This window comes from Aliiroseovarius sp. PTFE2010, assembly GCF_049943335.1.
Taxonomy (GTDB): Bacteria; Pseudomonadota; Alphaproteobacteria; order Rhodobacterales; family Rhodobacteraceae; genus JBNFVY01.
Window position 1 is genome coordinate 18,239 of sequence record NZ_JBNFVY010000009.1, and the last position, 18,165, is coordinate 36,403.

An 18,165-nucleotide genomic window follows, 5' to 3' on the forward strand; every position below is an offset into this window, starting at 1 on the left:
ATGTTCGCATCCACAGACAGGATCGATCATGACCCAGTGCACATCAGACGTGACCGCGACGCTGCTCTATGGGGGCGGCTTGCCTGTAATCGATGACTGCCTTGGAAATCACCTGACAAGCCAGGGGTTCGAACAAGTCGAAACCGGCTGGACCGATGGGGCGTTTGTGGTGACCTGGGCCGCTGTGCCGTCGCCCTGCCCGGCCGCGGATTTCACCGGAGCGCTGAACTCGGCCTATATGCAGGACAATCATGGTGGGCTGGGCAATGCCGTCGAACGGCACCGAAATCACATTCGCCTGTGCGTGCATGGCAGCGGGTCATTGCTGGACAGGCTGACCCTGCTTCACGCGCTGGCCTGTTGCGCCGCCCGCGCGGCGATGCCGATGGCACTGCATTGGCCAGCTTCGGGCCAATTGCTGACCGGGCCGCAATACATGGACATCGCGGGGGTGACGCACCCTTGGGCGCTGTTCGTGCGCCCCGTCATCAGCCCTGCCGGCATGGACGCCGAAGGGCGCACCCTGCACCGTCTTGCGCTGATCGGGGCCGAAGATTTCATTGGCGTGGGGCTGACGCTGGCACCGTCCCCGCTGGACCGGGCCGAGATGCTACGCATCGCGCTCGGATCACTGCAGCGCCTGGTTGAAACCGGTGCGGCGCCGCAGACTGGCACAATGCTGGCGTCGTCGCGCACCGCCCGCATCGAAGGGCACTGCGTTGACGGGCATATGACGCTGACCGCGCATTGCCGGGCCCGTGCCCTGCCAGCGGCGCGTGCACCTGTCGATACGACCAACCCACGTGCATCCAAGCTGCGCAGGGCGATTGCCGCGACAGGCATCGCGGCGGCGGTGGCATTGTGTATCGGGTTGGCAAGTCAGGTCATGCAGCCGCCCGCAGTGGCCTATTCCATCGCCAAGATCGACGTTTCGGTGCTGCCAGCCGCGAACTGATCCAGATCCCCGTAGGGGGTGCTTGCTGCCGCGTAACGGCAACGAAAAGGGCGCAGCCGGGGTGGCTGCGCCCTTGGGGTTTCCTGCAATTTGATCTGCGGGTTGGAACCCGCCAGGATCAGCGGCGGGCTTTGTCGACCAGCGCCCAAAGGCTGGGCACCAGCAGCGCGGCCAACACCAGTTTCAGCACGTCACCAACCAGGAACGGCGTCAGGCCCCATTCCAGGATCGGCTTGTCCCAGCCATAGAGCTGACCCAGCCAAGCCACGCCAGGAACGTAGATCAGAACGTTGGCGATCAGCAGAGCGGCGGCCATTTTGACAAAGCTGCGATCCCAGCCCATGCGTGCCAGATAACCCAGAGCGACCGTGGCCAGCACATAGCCGACCAGATAGCCGCCGGTGCCGCCCATCATATAGACCAGCCCGTTGCTTTCTGCCGACGATCCGGCGAACACGTCAAACCCGAGCGCACCGATCAAGATATAGCCAAGGATCGTTACCAGACCCAGACGTGCGCCATAAGCTGCGCCCAGCGTCAGCACCGCGAACGTGCCCATGGTAATCGGAACCGGCCACATCGGCACACGGATCTTGGCCGCTACGGCCAACACGATGATCCCGATCGCCACCAGCGCCACCTGCTTGATCCGCAGCTTCGCGCCTTCGCTGGGGCCGAAAGCTTCGGCCAGTACTTTATCTGTCATTGCATATGCCATATTCGCGGACTCCACCTGTTCATTTTCTCTGTTTTGCCGCAGGTTCGGCCTAATCGCAAGCCCTCAAGCCGGATGCGCTCATCTGAACTCGCAAATATGCAAAATCAGTGCAAACCGTCCCGGCAAATTTGCAAAGTCGTTTGACACCGCTGCTAAGGGCGGGAAAACCGGCTGACACTGCGGTAATCCTTGCGCGGTCCGCGCACCCGCCAGATCATTTGCCACACTGGCCAATCAGCAAATTGGTAGGTTACTTCATACCGGTCGGGGGCGCAGTCATGTAGCGCGGACGGGTCGGATTGGCGCGGATCAAAGCTGTGAAACGGGCGCCCATCGGCAAAAAACACATCGATGCGGTTTTCACCGGATCGCCAGACATAGCTGCGTTCGGCGTGCACGCGCCCGCCCTGCAAGGTAGTCAGCCAGCCGCTTTCCGACAACTGCATTCCTTGGGGGCCGGTCGCGTCGAACCGGGCTGTCCCGTCAAACGGCAACGCCTTGCCGGATCGGAAATCTTCGATCTCGCGCACAAGGTGCCATGTCCCTTGAAATCGGCTCAGCAGTCCATCCGTCATGGTGCCGCTATCTCACAGCCGAAAACCAGACACCATGCAAAACAACCCCGCCCGCGTTCATTCCGGATCGAACAACCCGTCAAGTTCTTTCGCGGCAGCAACGACCGTTGCCAGATCTTCGTCAGTCCAAGTGCGGCGCGAACGTTCCAACACACACAACGCGCCCAGCGGTTTGCCGCGTTCGCATCTGTATGGCGCGCCAAGGTAGGACATGATCCCCAAGGTTCGGATCATGGGCTGATTGGTCAGCAGCGGATGCGTCATCACGTCTTCGATCAGCAACGGGAAGTCCATGGCCTTGACATGTTGGCAGATCGACAAGTCCAACGGCATATGCGCCGCAATCTCGGGTGGAATGGCCAGACCCTCGCCGCCAAGAATAACCTGATGGTCGTGCTCGACCTTCGTCACCAGAACCGCCATGGCCCCGATCTTTTCGCGCAGATCCCGCGCAACGCGATCCACTATTTTCTGATCATACGACAAAACAGCAACCCTCTTACCAGCCTCAGTTTACTGCAAACACGCGAAAACCGGTAAGAAAAAATTGTATCCGGAGCAGGCATCGGCCACGGGCGACGGGCCGCGCCCCTTGCTCCCTGCCCCATGCCCGGCTACACCGCGCGCGATCCATATCCAAAGAGGTTGCCCATGATCCCCCGCTACGCCCGTAAAGAGATGACCGATATCTGGGAACCGGCCACAAAGTTCCGCATCTGGTACGAAATCGAAGCCCACGCCTGCGACGCGCAGGCCAAGCTGGGGGTCATCCCGCAGGAAAATGCGGACGCGGTGTGGAAAGCCAAGGATGTGGATTTTGACGTCGCCCGTATCGACGAAATCGAGGCCGTTACCAAGCATGACGTGATCGCGTTTCTGACCCATCTGGCCGAGCACATCGGCAGCGAACAAGCGCGGTTCGTGCATCAGGGCATGACCAGCTCGGACGTGCTGGACACCACGCTGAACGTGCAGCTTGTGCGCGCCGCCGACATTCTGTTGGCGGACATGGATCGGTTGCTGGCGGCCCTGAAAAAGCGCGCCCTGGAACACAAAGACACCGTGCGCATCGGGCGCAGCCATGGCATACACGCCGAACCCACCACCATGGGTCTGACCTTTGCGCGTTTTTACGCGGAAATGGATCGCAACAAGAACCGTCTGGAAAAGGCAAAATGGGAAATCGCGACCGGTGCGATTTCAGGCGCGGTCGGCACCTTTGCCAATATTGATCCCGCCGTCGAAGAACACGTGTGCGAACAAATGGGTCTGCGCCCCGAACCGATCAGCACGCAAGTCATTCCGCGCGACCGCCACGCGATGTTCTTTGCCACGCTTGGGGTGATTGCCTCCAGCATCGAAAACGTCGCGATCGAGATTCGCCACATGCAGCGCACCGAAGTGCTCGAGGCCGAGGAATTCTTCTCAAAGGGGCAAAAGGGCAGCTCGGCGATGCCGCATAAACGCAACCCGGTGCTGACCGAAAATCTGACCGGGCTGGCCCGGCTGGTGCGCATGACCGTGGTTCCGGCGATGGAAAACGTCGCGCTTTGGCATGAACGCGACATCTCGCACAGCTCGGTCGAACGCGGCATTGGCCCCGATGCCACGGTGACGCTGGATTTCGCGCTGAACCGTCTGGCCGGTGTGATCGAAAACCTTGTCGTCTATCCCGACAACATGCTGGCCAACATGAACAAATTCCGCGGCCTGATCATGAGCCAGCGCGTTCTGCTGGCGCTGACCCAAGCCGGCGTCAGCCGCGAAGATGCGTACAAGCTGGTGCAGCGCAACGCCATGAAGGTGTGGGAACAGGGCGCCGACTTCAAGGAAGAGCTGCTGGCTGACGAAGACGTCAGAAAGGCCCTGAGCGCCGAGGATATCGACGAAAAATTCGACCTCGGCTATCACACCAAACACGTGGACACGATTTTCAAGCGCGTGTTCGGCTGATTCCGTGCTAGGCTCTGCTTACGTCAATTCAGGGAGAGCCTGGCATGAAATACTTGTTCGCAATCATTTTGACCGCCCTGCCGTCGATCACCTATGCCGCCTGTTCGGGGCACCCCGAACAGGTGTCGTCCTGCGCCGAAGGCCATATCTGGGACGGCACCGCCGGTGCCTGTGTCGTGCAGGTCGGAACCTGACGAAAATTGCCCGGTTGGTCACCGGGCGTTAATCCTTCTGGCCGACACTACCCGCAAAAGATCGCGGTCAGGAGGCCCAGAATATGGACGGATTGCCAGCGCTCGGGGAACCGATGGGCGGTGGAGATGCAGGTTTTGGCGCGATTCCGATCCCGCCCAGCCCTCCGAAAGTCTCAAAAAAACAAAAAGCCGCGATCGTCGTCCGTCTGCTTCTGTCCGAAGAGTGCGAGATCAAGCTGGATAAACTGCCCGAGGAAATGCAGGTCGAACTGACCCGGCAGATGACCCAGATGCGCTACATTGACCGCGAAACACTGCGCTTCACGGTCGAGGAATTCATCAGCGAACTCGAAGCGATCGGCCTGTCTTTTCCCGGCGGCCTGGAAGGGGCGCTATCGGTGTTGGACGGCACAATTGCCCCTGAAACGATTGCGCGTTTGCGCAAACAGGCCGGGTTTTCACTGACCGGTGATCCGTGGGAACGCATTGCCGACATGGACAGCGACAAGCTGCTTCCGATCCTTGAACACGAAAGCATCGAAGTCGGGGCAGTGCTGCTGTCCAAACTCAAGGTCTCAAAGGCGGCCGACCTGCTGGGCCGCCTGCCCGGCCCCCGCGCGCGCAAGATCAGCTATGCGATTTCGTTGACCGGCGGCATCGCGCCGGATGTGGTCAAACGCATTGGCATATCGCTGTCCGCGCAGCTGGACGCGCAACCGGCCAAAGCGTTTTCTGACGGGCCGGTCGAACGGATCGGCGCGATCCTGAACTCTTCGCCCGCCACGACGCGCGACGATGTGTTGGCCGGGCTTGAAGAAACCGATGCGGCTTTTGCCGACCTGGTGCGCAAATCCATCTTCACCTATGCCAATATCGCCACCCGGGTTGACCCGCGCGACATTCCCAAGGTCGTTCGCGATGTCGATCAGGAAACGTTGATCAAGGCCATGGCCGGCGGCACCGGCGACAACCAGGCGTCGACCGATTACATCCTGTCGAACATGTCGCAACGCATGGCCGACGGGCTGCGCGAGGAAATGGCAGCGGTGGGCAAGGTCAAGGAAAAAGACGCCGAAGATGCTATGGCCGCAGTGGTCGCAGCGGTCCGCGCGCTAGAGGCTGACGGCGATATTTTCCTGATCGCAGACGACGAATGAGCCACGGCTGAGCTATGGACAGCCCCGCGCGCGCGGCCTAAACCCACGGGCGATGACCAACGCACCCAATTCCGGCGGGCTGAGCGACCAGTCCAAAGCGATCCTGTTGATGATCGCCTGCATCTTGTTCCTTTCGCTGATGGATGCCACGGTCAAGGGGCTGGGAGACCGGCTGGACACGGTGCAGATGCTCTGGGCCCGCTACACCGGCCAGACCCTGATCGTGTTTCTGATCATCCTGCCCGCGTTGTCACGCCACTTGCGCACCCGCAATCCGGGCCTGCATTTCGTGCGCTCGATGGTGCAAATGGGGGCTACGGGGTTCTTTTTCTTTTCGCTCGAACATATCGGACTGGCCGAGGCGACCGCGATCATGGACATCGCGCCCATGCTCATCACGCTGGGCGCTGCCGCGTTCCTGGGCGAATCCCTGGGCTTGCGCCGCGGCCTGAGTATTGGCGTGGCTCTTTTGGGTGCGCTGATCGTGATCCGCCCCGGTTCGGCGGTGTTTTCCCCCTGGGCGCTGCTGCCGGTTGCGGGCGCGGTCTGCTTTGCCGCCTACGCGCTGCTGACGCGCTTTGTCGGTCCGGACGAAGGGGCAATGACTTCGCTGTTCTATACCGGTGTCGTCGGGACGGTCGTGCTGTCTGCCTTGGTTCCGTTTCACTGGGTGGCGCCGGGGCGGCTGGATTGGGCCTTGCTTGTGCTGATCGGATGTTTGGGGGCGGCGGGCCAGTTCGCCATGATCCGCGCGCTCACCTTGGCCGAGGCCGGATCGGTGGCACCGTTTACCTATGTCGGGCTGATCTTTGCCACGATCTGGGGCATGGTGTTTTTCGGCGAATACCCCGATGGCTGGACCTATGTGGGGGCCGCGATCATCGGGGGCGCGGGCCTTTATATCTGGCACCGGGAAACACGTGTGGCTGCCCCGGCGGCCACCATCGCCGCCGCTGGCCCTGCTGATCTGGCCGTGCCCGAAAGGCCCAAGACATGAGCCGCCGGCAGGACATCCAATGGCGGCTAGAAGACGGGGCATTCCGCGCGATGTTATGGGCTTTGTCACGCTTGCCCTATGCGCGCCGGGTCCCGATGATGGGCTGGGTCATGTCCCGGATCGTCGCGCCGGTCGCCGGGTATTCAAAGCGGGTGCGCGAGAATCTGGCCTATGCCTGCCCCGACCTTCCCGCGGCTCAGGTCAAACAGCTGGCGCGCGATGTTCCGGACAATGTTGGCCGCACCCTGATCGAAATGTATTCGGGGCCCGACTTTGCCGCCCGCATGGCCGCCGCGCCGCTGCAGGGCCCAGGGGTCGATGCGCTTCTGGACGCGCGCGATACCGGGCGCCCGATCGTTGTGGTCACGGGGCATTTCGGCAATTACCTGGCCCCGCGCGCGGCACTGGCGGCGCGCGGCATCGCGGTGGGCGGGCTCTACAACCCCATGAAAAACCCGTATTTCAACGGCCATTACGTCGCCGCCATGCAAGCAACGGGCGAAACGATGTTTCCACGGGGTCGGCAGGGCTACGCACGGCTGTTGCGCCATCTGAAATCCGGCGGCGCAGCGGGGATCCTGATTGACCAGTACATGCACCGCGGCGCGCCATTGCAGTTTTTTGGCCGCCCTGCCCGCACCGCTCTGTCCGCGGCGGACCTGGCGTTGAAATACGACGCGCTTCTGATCCCGATCTATGGCATCCGCCAGCCTGACGGGTTGAGCTTTGTGATGCGCGTTGAAGCGCCAATCCCGCCCGGCACACCCGAAGAGATGACCCAGGCAGCCAACGACAGCCTTGAAGCGCTGACGCGCGAACACATGGCGCAATGGTTCTGGATCCACCGCCGCTGGAAACCCGAGCGCGAGGCGGCTTAACGGGCGCTCCCTGCCCCCAGCACCGGCCCCGTCCCGGCGCGCTGAACGATGATGGCGACCGCGTCCGGCCCCTTGGTTTCAACCGTGGCGACAAACGGCTCTTGCCCGGACCATGCGCCCAGATTGCCCCACTGTGTGACGATATTGGCGTAGTGAATGGTACGCCCCGCGTTTTCGCCGCGTTCGATCGCGACCTCGCGCTGGGGGGCGTAGCGGACGAACTGGATGACGGCACCACCCTCGGGCAGAGCGGTCTGGGCCACAGCTTCGATCCGTGTGATCGCGCCCTTGCGTTCAAGCCGGACCGTGACCGGATCAGGGTTGGCAGCGTGGCGCATGATCTGATCGACGACCTGCATCGGCTGAAAGCCCACCACTTGGTCCTGGCCGTCAATGACCATTTGCGGGGTATAGATAGACCGGCTGCCGGCGCTACGGGCATAGGATTTTTGGCGGGTGGTAAAGGCGGGATGGGCGAAGTCATCCTTCCAGCCAATGTAGTCCCAATAATCAACGTGCAGCGACAGGGCCAACACGTCGTCCCTTTGCGCAAGATGTTCAGCCAGGAACCGGTCTGCCGGCGGGCAAGACGAACACCCCTGCGATGTAAACAGCTCAACCACGACAGGTCCGGCCGTGGCAGGACCGGCAAGTCCGCTCGCGACAACAAACGCCGCGGCGGCACGTCGTATGGAGTCTTTTGATCGTGGCAGCATGGATGCCCCTATGTGTCGCGCTTGTCTTCGACAGTCCTAGCCAGCCAGCCCGCAAGGAGCCAATCAAGGTTTAGCGAGTTTCCGGTAACATGTGTTCCAAAACCCACGCCCGTTCGTTCTACCGGCGTCGACATTGCGCGCGCAGCGGCTTTTCGGTATGCCGTGGTATACATTTTCCAGTTCGCACTTGAACCCAACGGCAAATGGGTCACATTGGAACTAGCGAAACCCCTCAAGATGACGGGAGGCCAAAGCCCCATGACAGTCCAGGTCGGTAAAGACAGCGCCAAAACACGTAAAACGTTGAAAGTTGGCGAAAAATCCTATGATTACTATTCCATCCCCGCTGCGTCAGACGCTGGTCTGGGGGATTTTTCCAAGCTTCCGGCGTCATTGAAAGTGGTCCTTGAAAACCTGCTTCGGTTCGAAGACGACGGGTTTTCCGTGTCAACCGATGACATCAGGGCCTTTGCAGAATGGGCCGAAAAAGGCGGAAAGAACCCGCGCGAGATTGCGTACCGCCCTGCCCGCGTGCTGATGCAGGATTTCACCGGCGTGCCGGCCGTGGTCGATTTGGCCGCAATGCGCGACGGGATCAAGGCGCTTGGAGGCGACGCGCAGAAGATCAACCCGCTGAATCCGGTCGATCTGGTGATCGACCATTCGGTCATGATCGACGAATTTGGCAATCCGCGTGCTTTCCAAATGAACGTGGACCGCGAATATGAGCGCAACATGGAGCGCTACGAGTTCCTCAAGTGGGGCCAGACCGCGTTCAGGAATTTCCGGGTCGTGCCACCGGGCACGGGCATCTGCCACCAGGTCAACCTGGAATATCTGTCCCAGACCGTCTGGACCGACGCCGATCAGAACGGCACCGAAATCGCCTATCCTGATACGCTCGTCGGAACTGACAGCCACACCACCATGGTCAACGGCGCTGCTGTTCTTGGCTGGGGTGTTGGCGGTATTGAGGCAGAGGCGGCCATGTTGGGCCAGCCCATTTCCATGCTGATCCCCGAGGTGGTCGGCTTCAAGCTGACCGGCGAGATGATGGAAGGCACCACCGGCACCGACCTGGTGCTGAAGGTTGTCGAAATGCTGCGTGAACACGGCGTGGTCGGCAAGTTCGTCGAATTTTATGGCGAAGGGCTGGACAACCTGCCCTTGTCGCAGCGCGCCACCATCGCGAACATGGCCCCCGAGTATGGCGCCACCTGCGGGTTTTTCCCGATCGACGGCGAAACCCTGCGCTACATGGAACAGACCGGCCGCGACAAGGACCGTATCGCGCTGGTCGAAGCCTATGCCAAGGAAAACGGGTTCTGGCGCGGGGCCGATTACGCCCCGGTCTATTCCAGCACCTTGCAACTGGACATGAGCACCATTGTCCCGGCCATTTCCGGCCCCAAGCGTCCACAGGACTATATCGCGCTGACCAGCGCCGCGACAGCATTCGCGCAATACGTCAAAGGCGTGCGCGAAGGGGACGACGCATCGACCAAAGAAGAAATCCGTTGGGAAGGCGAAGGCGGCGCGCCCGAGCCGCGTGATATCCCCGGCGACGAAGGTCACCACAAGCGCGGCTATGTCGAAACCGACGATGGAAACTACCAGCTGCACGATGGCTCGATCGTGATCGCTTCGATCACCTCGTGCACCAACACGTCGAACCCTTATGTGATGATCGGGGCCGGTCTGGTCGCCCGCAAGGCGCGCGAACTGGGCCTCAACCGCAAGCCATGGGTCAAGACATCGCTTGCGCCGGGTAGCCAGGTTGTGTCCCAGTACCTTGAAGCCGCTGGGTTGCAAGAGGATCTGGACGCGATCGGGTTCAACCTGGTCGGGTATGGCTGCACCACGTGCATCGGTAATTCGGGCCCGCTGGATGCGCCGATCAGCAAAGCCATCAACAAATATGACCTGATCGCAACGTCCGTCCTGTCGGGCAACCGCAACTTCGAAGGCCGCATCAGCCCGGACGTACGGGCCAACTATCTGGCCAGCCCGCCGCTGGTGGTGGCCTATGCCCTGGTCGGCGACATGAACGTCGACCTTGCCAGCGACCCAATCGGTCAGGACAAGGATGGCAACGATGTCTACCTGAAGGACATCTGGCCTTCGAACGCGGAAATCGCCGAACTGGTCGAAAAGACCGTAACGCGCGAGGCCTTTCTGTCGAAATACGCCGATGTCTTCAAAGGCGACGAAAAATGGCAAGGCGTCGAGGTCAACGGCGGCGAAACCTATGACTGGCCGCCGGAATCGACCTACATCCAGAACCCGCCCTATTTCCAGGGCATGGGCCCGGAAAAAGGCACCATCGAAAACATCGAAGGCGCCCGCGTTCTGGCCATTCTGGGTGACATGGTCACGACCGATCACATCAGCCCTGCCGGTTCGTTCAAAGACACCACCCCGGCCGGCAAGTATCTTGTCGAACATCAGGTCCCGGTGCGTGAATTCAATTCGTACGGGTCGCGCCGTGGCAACCACGAAGTGATGATGCGCGGCACCTTCGCCAACATCCGCATCAAGAACGAAATGCTGGACGGCGTGGAAGGCGGTTACACCAAGGGCCCGGATGGCGAACAGATGGCGATCTATGACGCCGCCATGGCCTATGGCGAAAAGAACACGCCGCTGGTCATCTTCGCCGGTGAGCAGTACGGCGCAGGATCGTCACGCGACTGGGCGGCCAAGGGGACGGCCCTGCTGGGCGTCAAGGCGGTGATCGCCGAGAATTTCGAACGCATTCACCGCTCAAACCTGGTGGGTATGGGCGTGATCCCGTTCGAATTCACCGGCGGCGACACCCGAAAAACACTGGGCTTGAAAGGCGATGAAACCGTCAGCATCGAAGGGCTGTCGGGCCATCTGAAACCCCAGGCGACCGTGCCGTGCCACATCACCTATGGGGATGGCAGCAAGACAACCATTCAGATCAAGTGTCGGATCGATACCGCGCCCGAGATCGAATACGTCGAAAACGGCGGCGTACTGCACTACGTGTTGCGGAATCTGGCCAAGGCCTGAACCCGTCGCCCACGCCATAATGATGCTCCGCGGCAGTGCGGGGCATCATATGCTGTTCGGGCCTGTCACATGGGGCATGGTTACGCAGGTGGTTCGCGCATTGGTTGCAACGCCCTGAGCGTTCGCCGGCGCGTCTTTCCAGACGTTCCACTGCACGCGGCCTGTTTTTATCCGAAATGGGTCGACCAGCGGCACCTTGATTCCAAAATGTTTTTTTGGGTCAGTCAAGCAGCAGGGGAATTATTGTTTACGTTATGTCAACAATGGGCTTGCACGTCCGCCCATTCGAGTAAATTCTGGGCGGCGCTCATGGATTTTTTACCTTTTTACTATTTTGAGTTATTTTATGAAACGTGTTTTAAAGACGCTTGCGGTACCATTCAGTGCCCTTCCCCTTCCAGAACTGATCGCCCTGTTGGGATTCTTTGGCCTGATGATCTGGGCGTCTTAGCGGGCGTCGTCGATCTTGGGCAGAATCGTGCTTTGCAGAATTGACGCAGTGATCGGTCCGGCAAACCGAAAGGTCACTGTGCCCTCTGCGTCAACGACATAGGTTTCAGGAACCCCGTAAAGGCCCCACTCCAAGGCATTGCGCGCTTCAGGATCCGCCCCGAGCGCGGCATAAGGGTTGCCCAGTTCGTCCAGAAAGGCCAGCGCCTTGTCGGGGTCATCCTTGTAGTTGATCCCGATGATGTCGATCCCTTGCGCAGCCAGCGCTTCAAGCTGGGCGTGTTCCGCCCGGCACGGGGCGCACCAGCTGGCCCAGAAGTTGACCAGCTTGACCTCGCCCGTGCGCAGCATCGCGTCGATGGCCTGCGGGCCATCCCCCAGCGGGGTTAGCGCCAGGACCGGCGCCGATTTGCCTGCCCGCGCGGCCGGCAATTCATCCGGATTGTCGCGGGCCATGCCAAAGACGAACAATCCGGCAAGCGCGGCGAACACAAGCGGCGGGGCCAGCATCAAGGGGGACAACTTAGCCATTGCGCCGTTCCTCGGCCGCGTCCAGCCTGCGTTTGACGGCGCGCGCGCGCAGCACCGAAAGAACCAGAACACCCAGCAAAAGCACAATCGTGGCGCCATAGGCCGACAGCACTGCGCCTGCGTATTTTCCCAGATCAGGCATCATGACGACATCCTTTCCCGCAATTCCAGGGCCTGCAACCTGCGCGCCCGAATTTCTGTGCGCGTGCGCAACAAAAGCAGCGCCACGAACAGGGCGATGAACCCGCCAATGGAGAGCAAAACCGGGAAATAAAAGACATCGGCAACGTTTTCTTCCTTGTCCAGCGACAGCGACGCGCCTTGGTGCAACCCCTGGTTCCAAAAGTTCACCGCGTAACGCGACAGGACCGCAAAAACCGATCCCACAAGGCACAGAACCGCCGTCAGATCAGCCGCCGTATCGGGGTTGTCGACCGCCGCCCAGAGCGAAATATACCCGACATAGAACAGGAACAGGATCAAAAACGACGTCAGCCGCGGCTCCCAGGCCCAGGCCGTGCCCCACATCGGCTGGCCCCAGATTGCGCCGGTGATCAGGGCAATCAGCGTCATGGTGACCCCGATGGGCGCGGCGGCCTTGGCGGCCAGCGCGCTGACGTGGTGGCGCCGCACGACCCAGATCAGGGACGCAACCAGCATCATCACCCAGATGTTGATCGCCATCATGGCGCTGGGCACGTGAATATAGAGGATCTTGACGGTCGACCCCTGCCGGTAGTCATCGGGGGTAAAGAAAAACCCCCAGACCAGCCCGCCGACGATGGCGATCGCCGCGATGACCCAAGCCACGGGCATGACCTTGCCCGACCAGCCCATGAACTTGCGCGGATTTGCGAATTCCCAGAACGACATGCATTTCCTCTAGCTTTTCGCCGGCAACCCGGCAAGTCACAAGGCCGCCAGCCCCTAGCGCAGATTGACGCGGAGCGCGGCCGCCGCAGCAAATGGCAACAGCGCGACCGCCCCTGCGGTGATACCCGCCAGCATCGCCAGCGGAGTCGCCGTGGCCAACGTGGCGGCGCCGCGCTTGACCACTTCGGCCCCGAAAATCAGCGTCGGGATATAGAGCGGCAGGACCAGGAGCGACAGCAGCAGCCCGCCCCGTTTCAGCCCCACCGTCAGCGCCGCCCCAAAGGCCCCGATCATCGACAGTGCGGGCGTGCCGAGCGCCAGCGACAGCACCAGCCAGCCGTATGCCGGCCCCGGCAGGTTCAGCAGAATGGCAAGCACGGGCGCAGCCAGCACCAGCGGCAGGCCGGTCGTCACCCAATGCGCCGCCGCCTTGGCCACGACCGCCGCCTCTAGCGGCACCGGCGCGGTCGCCAGAAGGTCGAGCGAGCCGTCCTCGTAATCCAGGGCAAACAGCCGGTCGAGCGACAACAGGCACGACAAGAGCGCCCCAACCCACAAGATACCCGGCGCGATACGCGACAAGAGATCGGATTGGTGACCGACACCGAAGGGGACCAGCGTGACCACGATCAAAAAGAACGCCAACCCCAGCCCAAAGCCGCCCCCCGCGCGCACAGCTATGCGCAAATCGCGCGTAAACAATCGGATCACAAGAAAGCCTCGTCATCGAAAGCGCCTTCGTGGCGCGTGGCGCGAAACGGTGACAGTTCGAGCACCCGCGCGTCCAGCCCCAGATCGATATGCGTCGCTAAAAGCGCGGCGCCACCGTTCGACAGGTGGTCGGTCACCGCTTGGGCGAACAACCCGACACTGGCCACATCAAGCGACACGGTTGGCTCGTCCAGCGCCCAGACCGGACGATTGGTGACAAGCAGCCGCGCCAGCCCCAGGCGCCGTTTCTGACCGGCCGACAGGCTTTGGGCCGGACGATCGCACAAGCCCATCAGATCAAATCCGCGCAGTGCAGCGTCGATCCCCGCGCCGCCGTAAACCCCTGCCCAAAACTCAAGATTTTCCGTGACGGTGAGCGTCGGTTTGATCCCGTCGGAATGGCCCGCATAGGCAACCTGGTCGTCGGCCCCGATCAGCTGACCCGCCAATGGCGGTTGGAGCCCGGCCACGCACCGCAACAGCGTCGTTTTGCCCGCTCCGTTCGGCCCGCGCAGCACCAGCGCTTCACCCGCCGCCAAATCGAAGTTGACGCCTTGCAACACCGCCATCCCCCCGCGCGCGCACGAAAGGCCCCTGGCTTGCAGCAGCGGCTCGCTCATTCACCCGGCCCGACTGGCAGCAAGGCGGCCCCGACGCGCCGGCCTTCGCTGAGCAGCACGTTGAAGGTCCGGCAGGCTGATGGGCTGGACATCGGCTCCAGGCCCAACCCTGCCTCTTCGACCGCTTCGCGCAGCGCCTTTGGTGGATGGGCCAGCGTGTCGCCCATGCCGATGAACAGCACGTCCAACTTGCCGGCCAAGGCGGTCAGGGTCTGTGCATCGTTCAGCCCGCCCCAGGGACGCACCCCCGCCGCTTCGACCACCAACGCGCCGTTGTAGACCTGCCCACCGATGCGGAAAAATCCCGGCCCGTACCCGTCGATCGGCACTGCGTCGTCGAATGTCACCTCGGTGAATTGCATCCTGTCCTCATCTTGTGATCCCAACTATCCCCGCCCGAGGCGAAATGTCCATGCTCAGCCGAATATCGGCAATCCTGTCACGATGGCCAGCGCGATCACCCCAAAGGCCACGCGGCGGTAGAGCACCTCGCGCGTGGGCGTGAACAGGCGCTGGCCCACACTGATCGCGATGGCGTAGGGCACCATCAGGACCAGCCCCAATGCCAGCGCCTCGCCCCCTGCCAGACCCGCCAGCCAGAGGTTGACGATCACCCCCACGTCCAGAAACGCCAGAAACAAAATGACGTTCGCTCGCACCGCCGAAGCGGCGGACCGGCCCGCAAGGTAAAACAGGATGACCACCGGGCCCGTCAGGCCGGTCATGCCGCCAAGCAGCCCTGCAATGGCGCCAATGATCACCAGGCCGGGCCGCGTGACACGGCCCGTGAACCGCCACCCACTGACCAGCGCGGCCAAGGTCGCAGCCGCGGCAATGACAACGATCCAGCGGGTTGTTTCATTGTCTGCGACCGCCAGAACCCGCACGCCGATGGGCAAGGTTACCAGGGCGGCCAGCGCCAATACCGCCACCTGGCCCACGTCGCCCTCGCGCAGGGCGCGGGGCAACAGCACCGGCAGCGACACAAAACCGGACACCGTGATGACGACGACGGCCACCGGGACCGGCAAAAAGATCGTGGCCACGGGCATGAAGATCAACGCGGTGCCGAACCCGGAAAACCCGCGCACAACGCCCGCGACCAAATAGGTCAGGACCAGCCAGACAAGGCCCGGGGTGGCCAGCACCCCGGTCAGTGCCTCAGGCATCAGTGCCGAACTGGTTGCCCGCGTTTTCTGGCGCCGTCTTGGACCAGTCGCGTTTCACGCCCAGCCATAGCAGCAGGTTCGATGCCACGAAGACCGACGAATAGGTCCCGACCACGACGCCCAGCGTCATGGCAAAAACGAACCCGCGGATCACATCGCCCCCCAGAACCAGCAGCGCGATCAACGCAAGAAGTGTGGTGCCCGAGGTCATGATTGTCCGGCCGAGCGTTTCATTGATCGACAGATTCAGAACGCCTTGCAGTTCCAGCTTCTTGTACTTGCGCAGGTTTTCACGCACCCGGTCAAAGACCACCACGGTGTCGTTCAGCGAATAGCCCACGATGGTCAGCAGCGCCGCGATGATGGTCAGATCGAATGGTATACCGAAGAGCGCGAAAATCCCGATGGTAATCAACACATCATGGATCAACGCCGCCACCGCGCCCAAGGCGAACTGCCATTCAAAGCGCAGCCAGATATAGAACAGAACCGCCGCCATGGCGGCCAGAACCGCCTCGATCGCGGTCCAGATCAGTTCACCTGACACTTTGGGTCCGACGCTTTCCACCGAAGGGAAGGTGATCGTGGGATCGACCGCCTGCAACGCCTCTTCGACAATGCGGATGGTTTCGGCGCTGACCGCATCGGTTTCGTCCTGCGCTTCGATCCGGACCATCGCGACATGCTGGTCCTCGTCGAAGTTCGGATCGAACACCTGCGTGACACTGATATCACCCAGCTCCAACGGGGCCAGTGCGGCGCGATAATCCCCCACATCGACGGCCGTTTCGGATTGGGTACGGATCGTGGTTCCACCCCGGAAATCAATTCCAAAATTCAGCCCCATCACAGCAACCAAGGCAATACTGGCAACAACTGCGACCACCGCGCCGCCAAAGGTAATCCTGGCGCCGCGGAAAAAGTCGATTTTCGTGTTTGACGGCACCAGTTTCAGGCCCTTCAACCGGAAGCCCTTTGCGCGTTTCGGATTCATGTACCACACGATCAGGGCGCGGGTGACGTAGATCGCGGTAAACACCGATGTCACAATGCCGAACACCAGCGTGACGGCAAAACCCTTGACCGGCCCCGACCCCATGACGAACAGGATCACGGCGGTGATGAAGGTGGTGATATTGGCGTCGATGATCGCCGACAGTGCCTTTTCATAGCCCAATTCTATGGCGCGGGCCGCGCCCTTGGCCGTCTTGAGCTCTTCTCGGATACGCTCAAAAACCAGCACGTTGGCGTCCACCGCCATACCCACGGTCAGCACGATCCCCGCAATGCCCGGCAAGGTCAGCGTCGCGCCCACCGCCGACAACAATCCAAACACCATCGCAACGTTGATCACCAACGCGATATTGGCAAACAGACCGAACAGACCGTAGCTGACGACCATGAACACAAGCACCGCGACACCAGCCACCATGGTGGCCATCTTGCCCGCTTCGATACTGTCGGCGCCCAGTTCGGGGCCGATGGTGCGTTCTTCAAGGAAATTCATTTCCGCCGGCAAGGCCCCGGCGCGCAGCAGCACGGCCAGCTGCGTGCTTTCGTCTACCGAGAACGACCCGGTGATCTGGCCAGAGCCGCCCCGGATCGCTTCCTGGATCGTGGGCGCGCTGATCACCTCGTCGTCCAGAACGATGGCAAAGGGCGAGCCGACGTTTTCGGCCGTATAGTCGCCGAACTTGCGCGCGCCGGTCGCATTAAAGCGGAACGTCACGCTGGGCCGGCCATTCTGATCAAACGCCGGCTGGCTGTCGGTCAGCTCGTCGCCGGTGACAACGGCGGTCTTTTCAAGGATATAGTACGTGCCCTCTTCGTCCATGGACGGCAACAGCATGTTGCGCGCGCCGGCGGGCTGGCTCGGATTCGATGTGCGGCTGACCACGGGGTGAAAGGTCAATTTCGCCGTGGTTCCGATCAATTCCTTCAGTTCGCTGGCCGACCCGATACCGGGCACCTGGATCAGGATGCGATCGTCGCCCTGACGCTGGATAGTTGGCTCTCGGGTGCCGACCTCGTCCACGCGGCGGCGGATGATTTCCAGCGACTGTTGCATGGTCCGGTCGTCGGTCGCCCGCTTTTCGGCATCCGACAATTGCACGGTGATCACGTCGCCCGTCGCACTGACGGCCAGATCGCGTTCCCCGACCGAAGTGACCGACACCACGTTCGTGGCCAGGGCACGAACCGCTTCCAGCGCGGTGGCCATGCCGTCCTGTTCGCCGATACGAACACGCAGTTCGCCTTCGGGCGCGTCAATCCGCCGGATCGTCCCCACCGCGTCACGTTCATCGCGCAGGGCATCGCGTACCTCGGGCCAGAGCGCATCCATGCGGTCGGCATAGACGTCTTCGACTTGCACTTCGGCCAACAGATGCGCGCCGCCGCGCAGGTCCAACCCCAGGTTCACCAGGGCGTTGGGCATCCACCCCGGCCACGCATCGCGCGCCGCCACCCGTTCGGGCGTTTCACCGGCGGTTTCGATGGCCGCGACGGCATCGTTGTGCCCTTCGACGCGGGAGTAGAACGCATTCGGCAGGGCCATCAACAGCCCGATGGCCACGAGGCCCCAAATGACAATACGCTTCCAAAGCGGAATCTGCAGCATGTGCCCTGCCCT

At 61.8% G+C, this 18,165-nt stretch carries 19 protein-coding genes; 7 read left to right on the forward strand and 12 right to left on the reverse strand.

Annotation, left to right across the window (positions count from 1 at the left end):
• The first annotated feature begins 28 nt into the window (after positions 1-28).
• A complete protein-coding gene (locus ACP2AV_RS12135; RefSeq protein ID WP_426373001.1) occupies positions 29-955 on the forward strand; it encodes a hypothetical protein in 927 nt (308 codons plus the stop codon).
• Positions 956-1,073: 118 nt separating this feature from the next.
• Here ACP2AV_RS12135 and ACP2AV_RS12140 read toward each other — a convergent pair whose 3' ends face one another.
• From ACP2AV_RS12140 to ACP2AV_RS12150, 3 genes are all read right to left on the reverse strand, one after another.
• Positions 1,074-1,661 carry a biotin transporter BioY gene (locus ACP2AV_RS12140; protein ID WP_426373002.1) on the reverse strand — a complete coding sequence of 196 codons (588 nt, stop codon included), beginning with the start codon at positions 1,659-1,661 and terminating at the stop codon, positions 1,074-1,076.
• Between the two features lie 164 nt (positions 1,662-1,825).
• Positions 1,826-2,248: a DUF6314 family protein gene (locus ACP2AV_RS12145; protein ID WP_426373003.1), complete on the reverse strand. Its 423-nt coding sequence runs from the start codon at positions 2,246-2,248 to the stop codon at positions 1,826-1,828.
• 57 nt (positions 2,249-2,305) lie between these two features.
• The gene (locus ACP2AV_RS12150) at positions 2,306-2,734 is read right to left on the reverse strand and encodes a GAF domain-containing protein (RefSeq protein WP_426373004.1); all 429 of its coding nucleotides are present in this window, start codon (positions 2,732-2,734) and stop codon (positions 2,306-2,308) included.
• A 165-nt stretch (positions 2,735-2,899) separates the two neighbouring features.
• Between ACP2AV_RS12150 and purB the strand changes: the two genes are divergently transcribed.
• The 5 genes from purB (at position 2,900) to ACP2AV_RS12175 (ending at position 7,427) form a co-directional block, all read left to right on the forward strand.
• The gene (purB, locus tag ACP2AV_RS12155; protein ID WP_426373005.1) at positions 2,900-4,201 is read left to right on the forward strand and encodes an adenylosuccinate lyase; all 1,302 of its coding nucleotides are present in this window, start codon (positions 2,900-2,902) and stop codon (positions 4,199-4,201) included.
• Positions 4,202-4,245: 44 nt separating this feature from the next.
• On the forward strand, positions 4,246-4,395 hold the full coding sequence (locus ACP2AV_RS12160) for an adenylosuccinate lyase (RefSeq protein ID WP_426373006.1): 150 nt from the start codon (positions 4,246-4,248) through the stop codon (positions 4,393-4,395).
• Between the two features lie 83 nt (positions 4,396-4,478).
• Positions 4,479-5,552, forward strand: a complete 1,074-nt coding sequence (locus ACP2AV_RS12165) for a flagellar motor switch protein FliG (RefSeq protein ID WP_426373008.1) — start codon at positions 4,479-4,481, stop codon at positions 5,550-5,552.
• Positions 5,553-5,604: 52 nt separating this feature from the next.
• Entirely contained in the window at positions 5,605-6,549 is a 945-nt protein-coding gene (locus tag ACP2AV_RS12170) for a DMT family transporter (protein WP_426373009.1), read from the forward strand.
• Complete coding sequence (locus tag ACP2AV_RS12175; RefSeq protein WP_426373010.1) at positions 6,546-7,427, forward strand: lysophospholipid acyltransferase family protein; 882 nt, start codon at positions 6,546-6,548, stop codon at positions 7,425-7,427. The genes ACP2AV_RS12170 and ACP2AV_RS12175 overlap by 4 nt, the downstream gene beginning before the upstream one ends.
• On the opposite strand, the gene ACP2AV_RS12180 is transcribed toward ACP2AV_RS12175, so the two are convergent.
• The gene (locus tag ACP2AV_RS12180; protein WP_426373012.1) at positions 7,424-8,050 is read right to left on the reverse strand and encodes a DUF1223 domain-containing protein; all 627 of its coding nucleotides are present in this window, start codon (positions 8,048-8,050) and stop codon (positions 7,424-7,426) included. The genes ACP2AV_RS12175 and ACP2AV_RS12180 overlap by 4 nt on opposite strands.
• Before the next feature lie 351 nt (positions 8,051-8,401).
• Here ACP2AV_RS12180 and acnA point away from each other — a divergent pair, with 351 nt between their 5' ends.
• A complete protein-coding gene (gene acnA, locus ACP2AV_RS12185; protein WP_426373013.1) occupies positions 8,402-11,179 on the forward strand; it encodes an aconitate hydratase AcnA in 2,778 nt (925 codons plus the stop codon).
• 447 nt (positions 11,180-11,626) lie between these two features.
• Here the strand turns inward: acnA and ACP2AV_RS12190 are convergent, their stop codons facing one another.
• From ACP2AV_RS12190 to secD, 8 genes are read right to left on the reverse strand one after another with little or no spacing between them, the layout of a single operon-like run.
• Positions 11,627-12,160, reverse strand: a complete 534-nt coding sequence (locus ACP2AV_RS12190; RefSeq protein ID WP_426373014.1) for a DsbE family thiol:disulfide interchange protein — start codon at positions 12,158-12,160, stop codon at positions 11,627-11,629.
• Positions 12,153-12,305 carry a heme exporter protein CcmD gene (gene ccmD, locus ACP2AV_RS12195; RefSeq protein ID WP_426373015.1) on the reverse strand — a complete coding sequence of 51 codons (153 nt, stop codon included), beginning with the start codon at positions 12,303-12,305 and terminating at the stop codon, positions 12,153-12,155. Before ccmD ends, ACP2AV_RS12190 begins: the two co-directional genes overlap by 8 nt.
• A complete protein-coding gene (locus ACP2AV_RS12200; RefSeq protein WP_426373016.1) occupies positions 12,302-13,033 on the reverse strand; it encodes a heme ABC transporter permease in 732 nt (243 codons plus the stop codon). The genes ccmD and ACP2AV_RS12200 overlap by 4 nt, the downstream gene beginning before the upstream one ends.
• A gap of 54 nt (positions 13,034-13,087) precedes the next feature.
• Positions 13,088-13,744, reverse strand: coding sequence for a heme exporter protein CcmB (ccmB, locus tag ACP2AV_RS12205; protein WP_426373017.1), 657 nt, complete (start codon positions 13,742-13,744; stop codon positions 13,088-13,090).
• Positions 13,741-14,364, reverse strand: coding sequence for a heme ABC exporter ATP-binding protein CcmA (ccmA, locus tag ACP2AV_RS12210; protein WP_426373018.1), 624 nt, complete (start codon positions 14,362-14,364; stop codon positions 13,741-13,743). The genes ccmB and ccmA overlap by 4 nt, the downstream gene beginning before the upstream one ends.
• Entirely contained in the window at positions 14,361-14,726 is a 366-nt protein-coding gene (locus tag ACP2AV_RS12215; protein ID WP_426373020.1) for an Mth938-like domain-containing protein, read from the reverse strand. The genes ccmA and ACP2AV_RS12215 overlap by 4 nt, the downstream gene beginning before the upstream one ends.
• Before the next feature lie 54 nt (positions 14,727-14,780).
• Positions 14,781-15,533, reverse strand: coding sequence for a TSUP family transporter (locus ACP2AV_RS12220; protein WP_426373021.1), 753 nt, complete (start codon positions 15,531-15,533; stop codon positions 14,781-14,783).
• Complete coding sequence (gene secD, locus ACP2AV_RS12225; RefSeq protein WP_426373023.1) at positions 15,526-18,153, reverse strand: protein translocase subunit SecD; 2,628 nt, start codon at positions 18,151-18,153, stop codon at positions 15,526-15,528. The genes ACP2AV_RS12220 and secD overlap by 8 nt, the downstream gene beginning before the upstream one ends.
• Between the last annotated feature and the right edge of the window lie 12 nt (positions 18,154-18,165).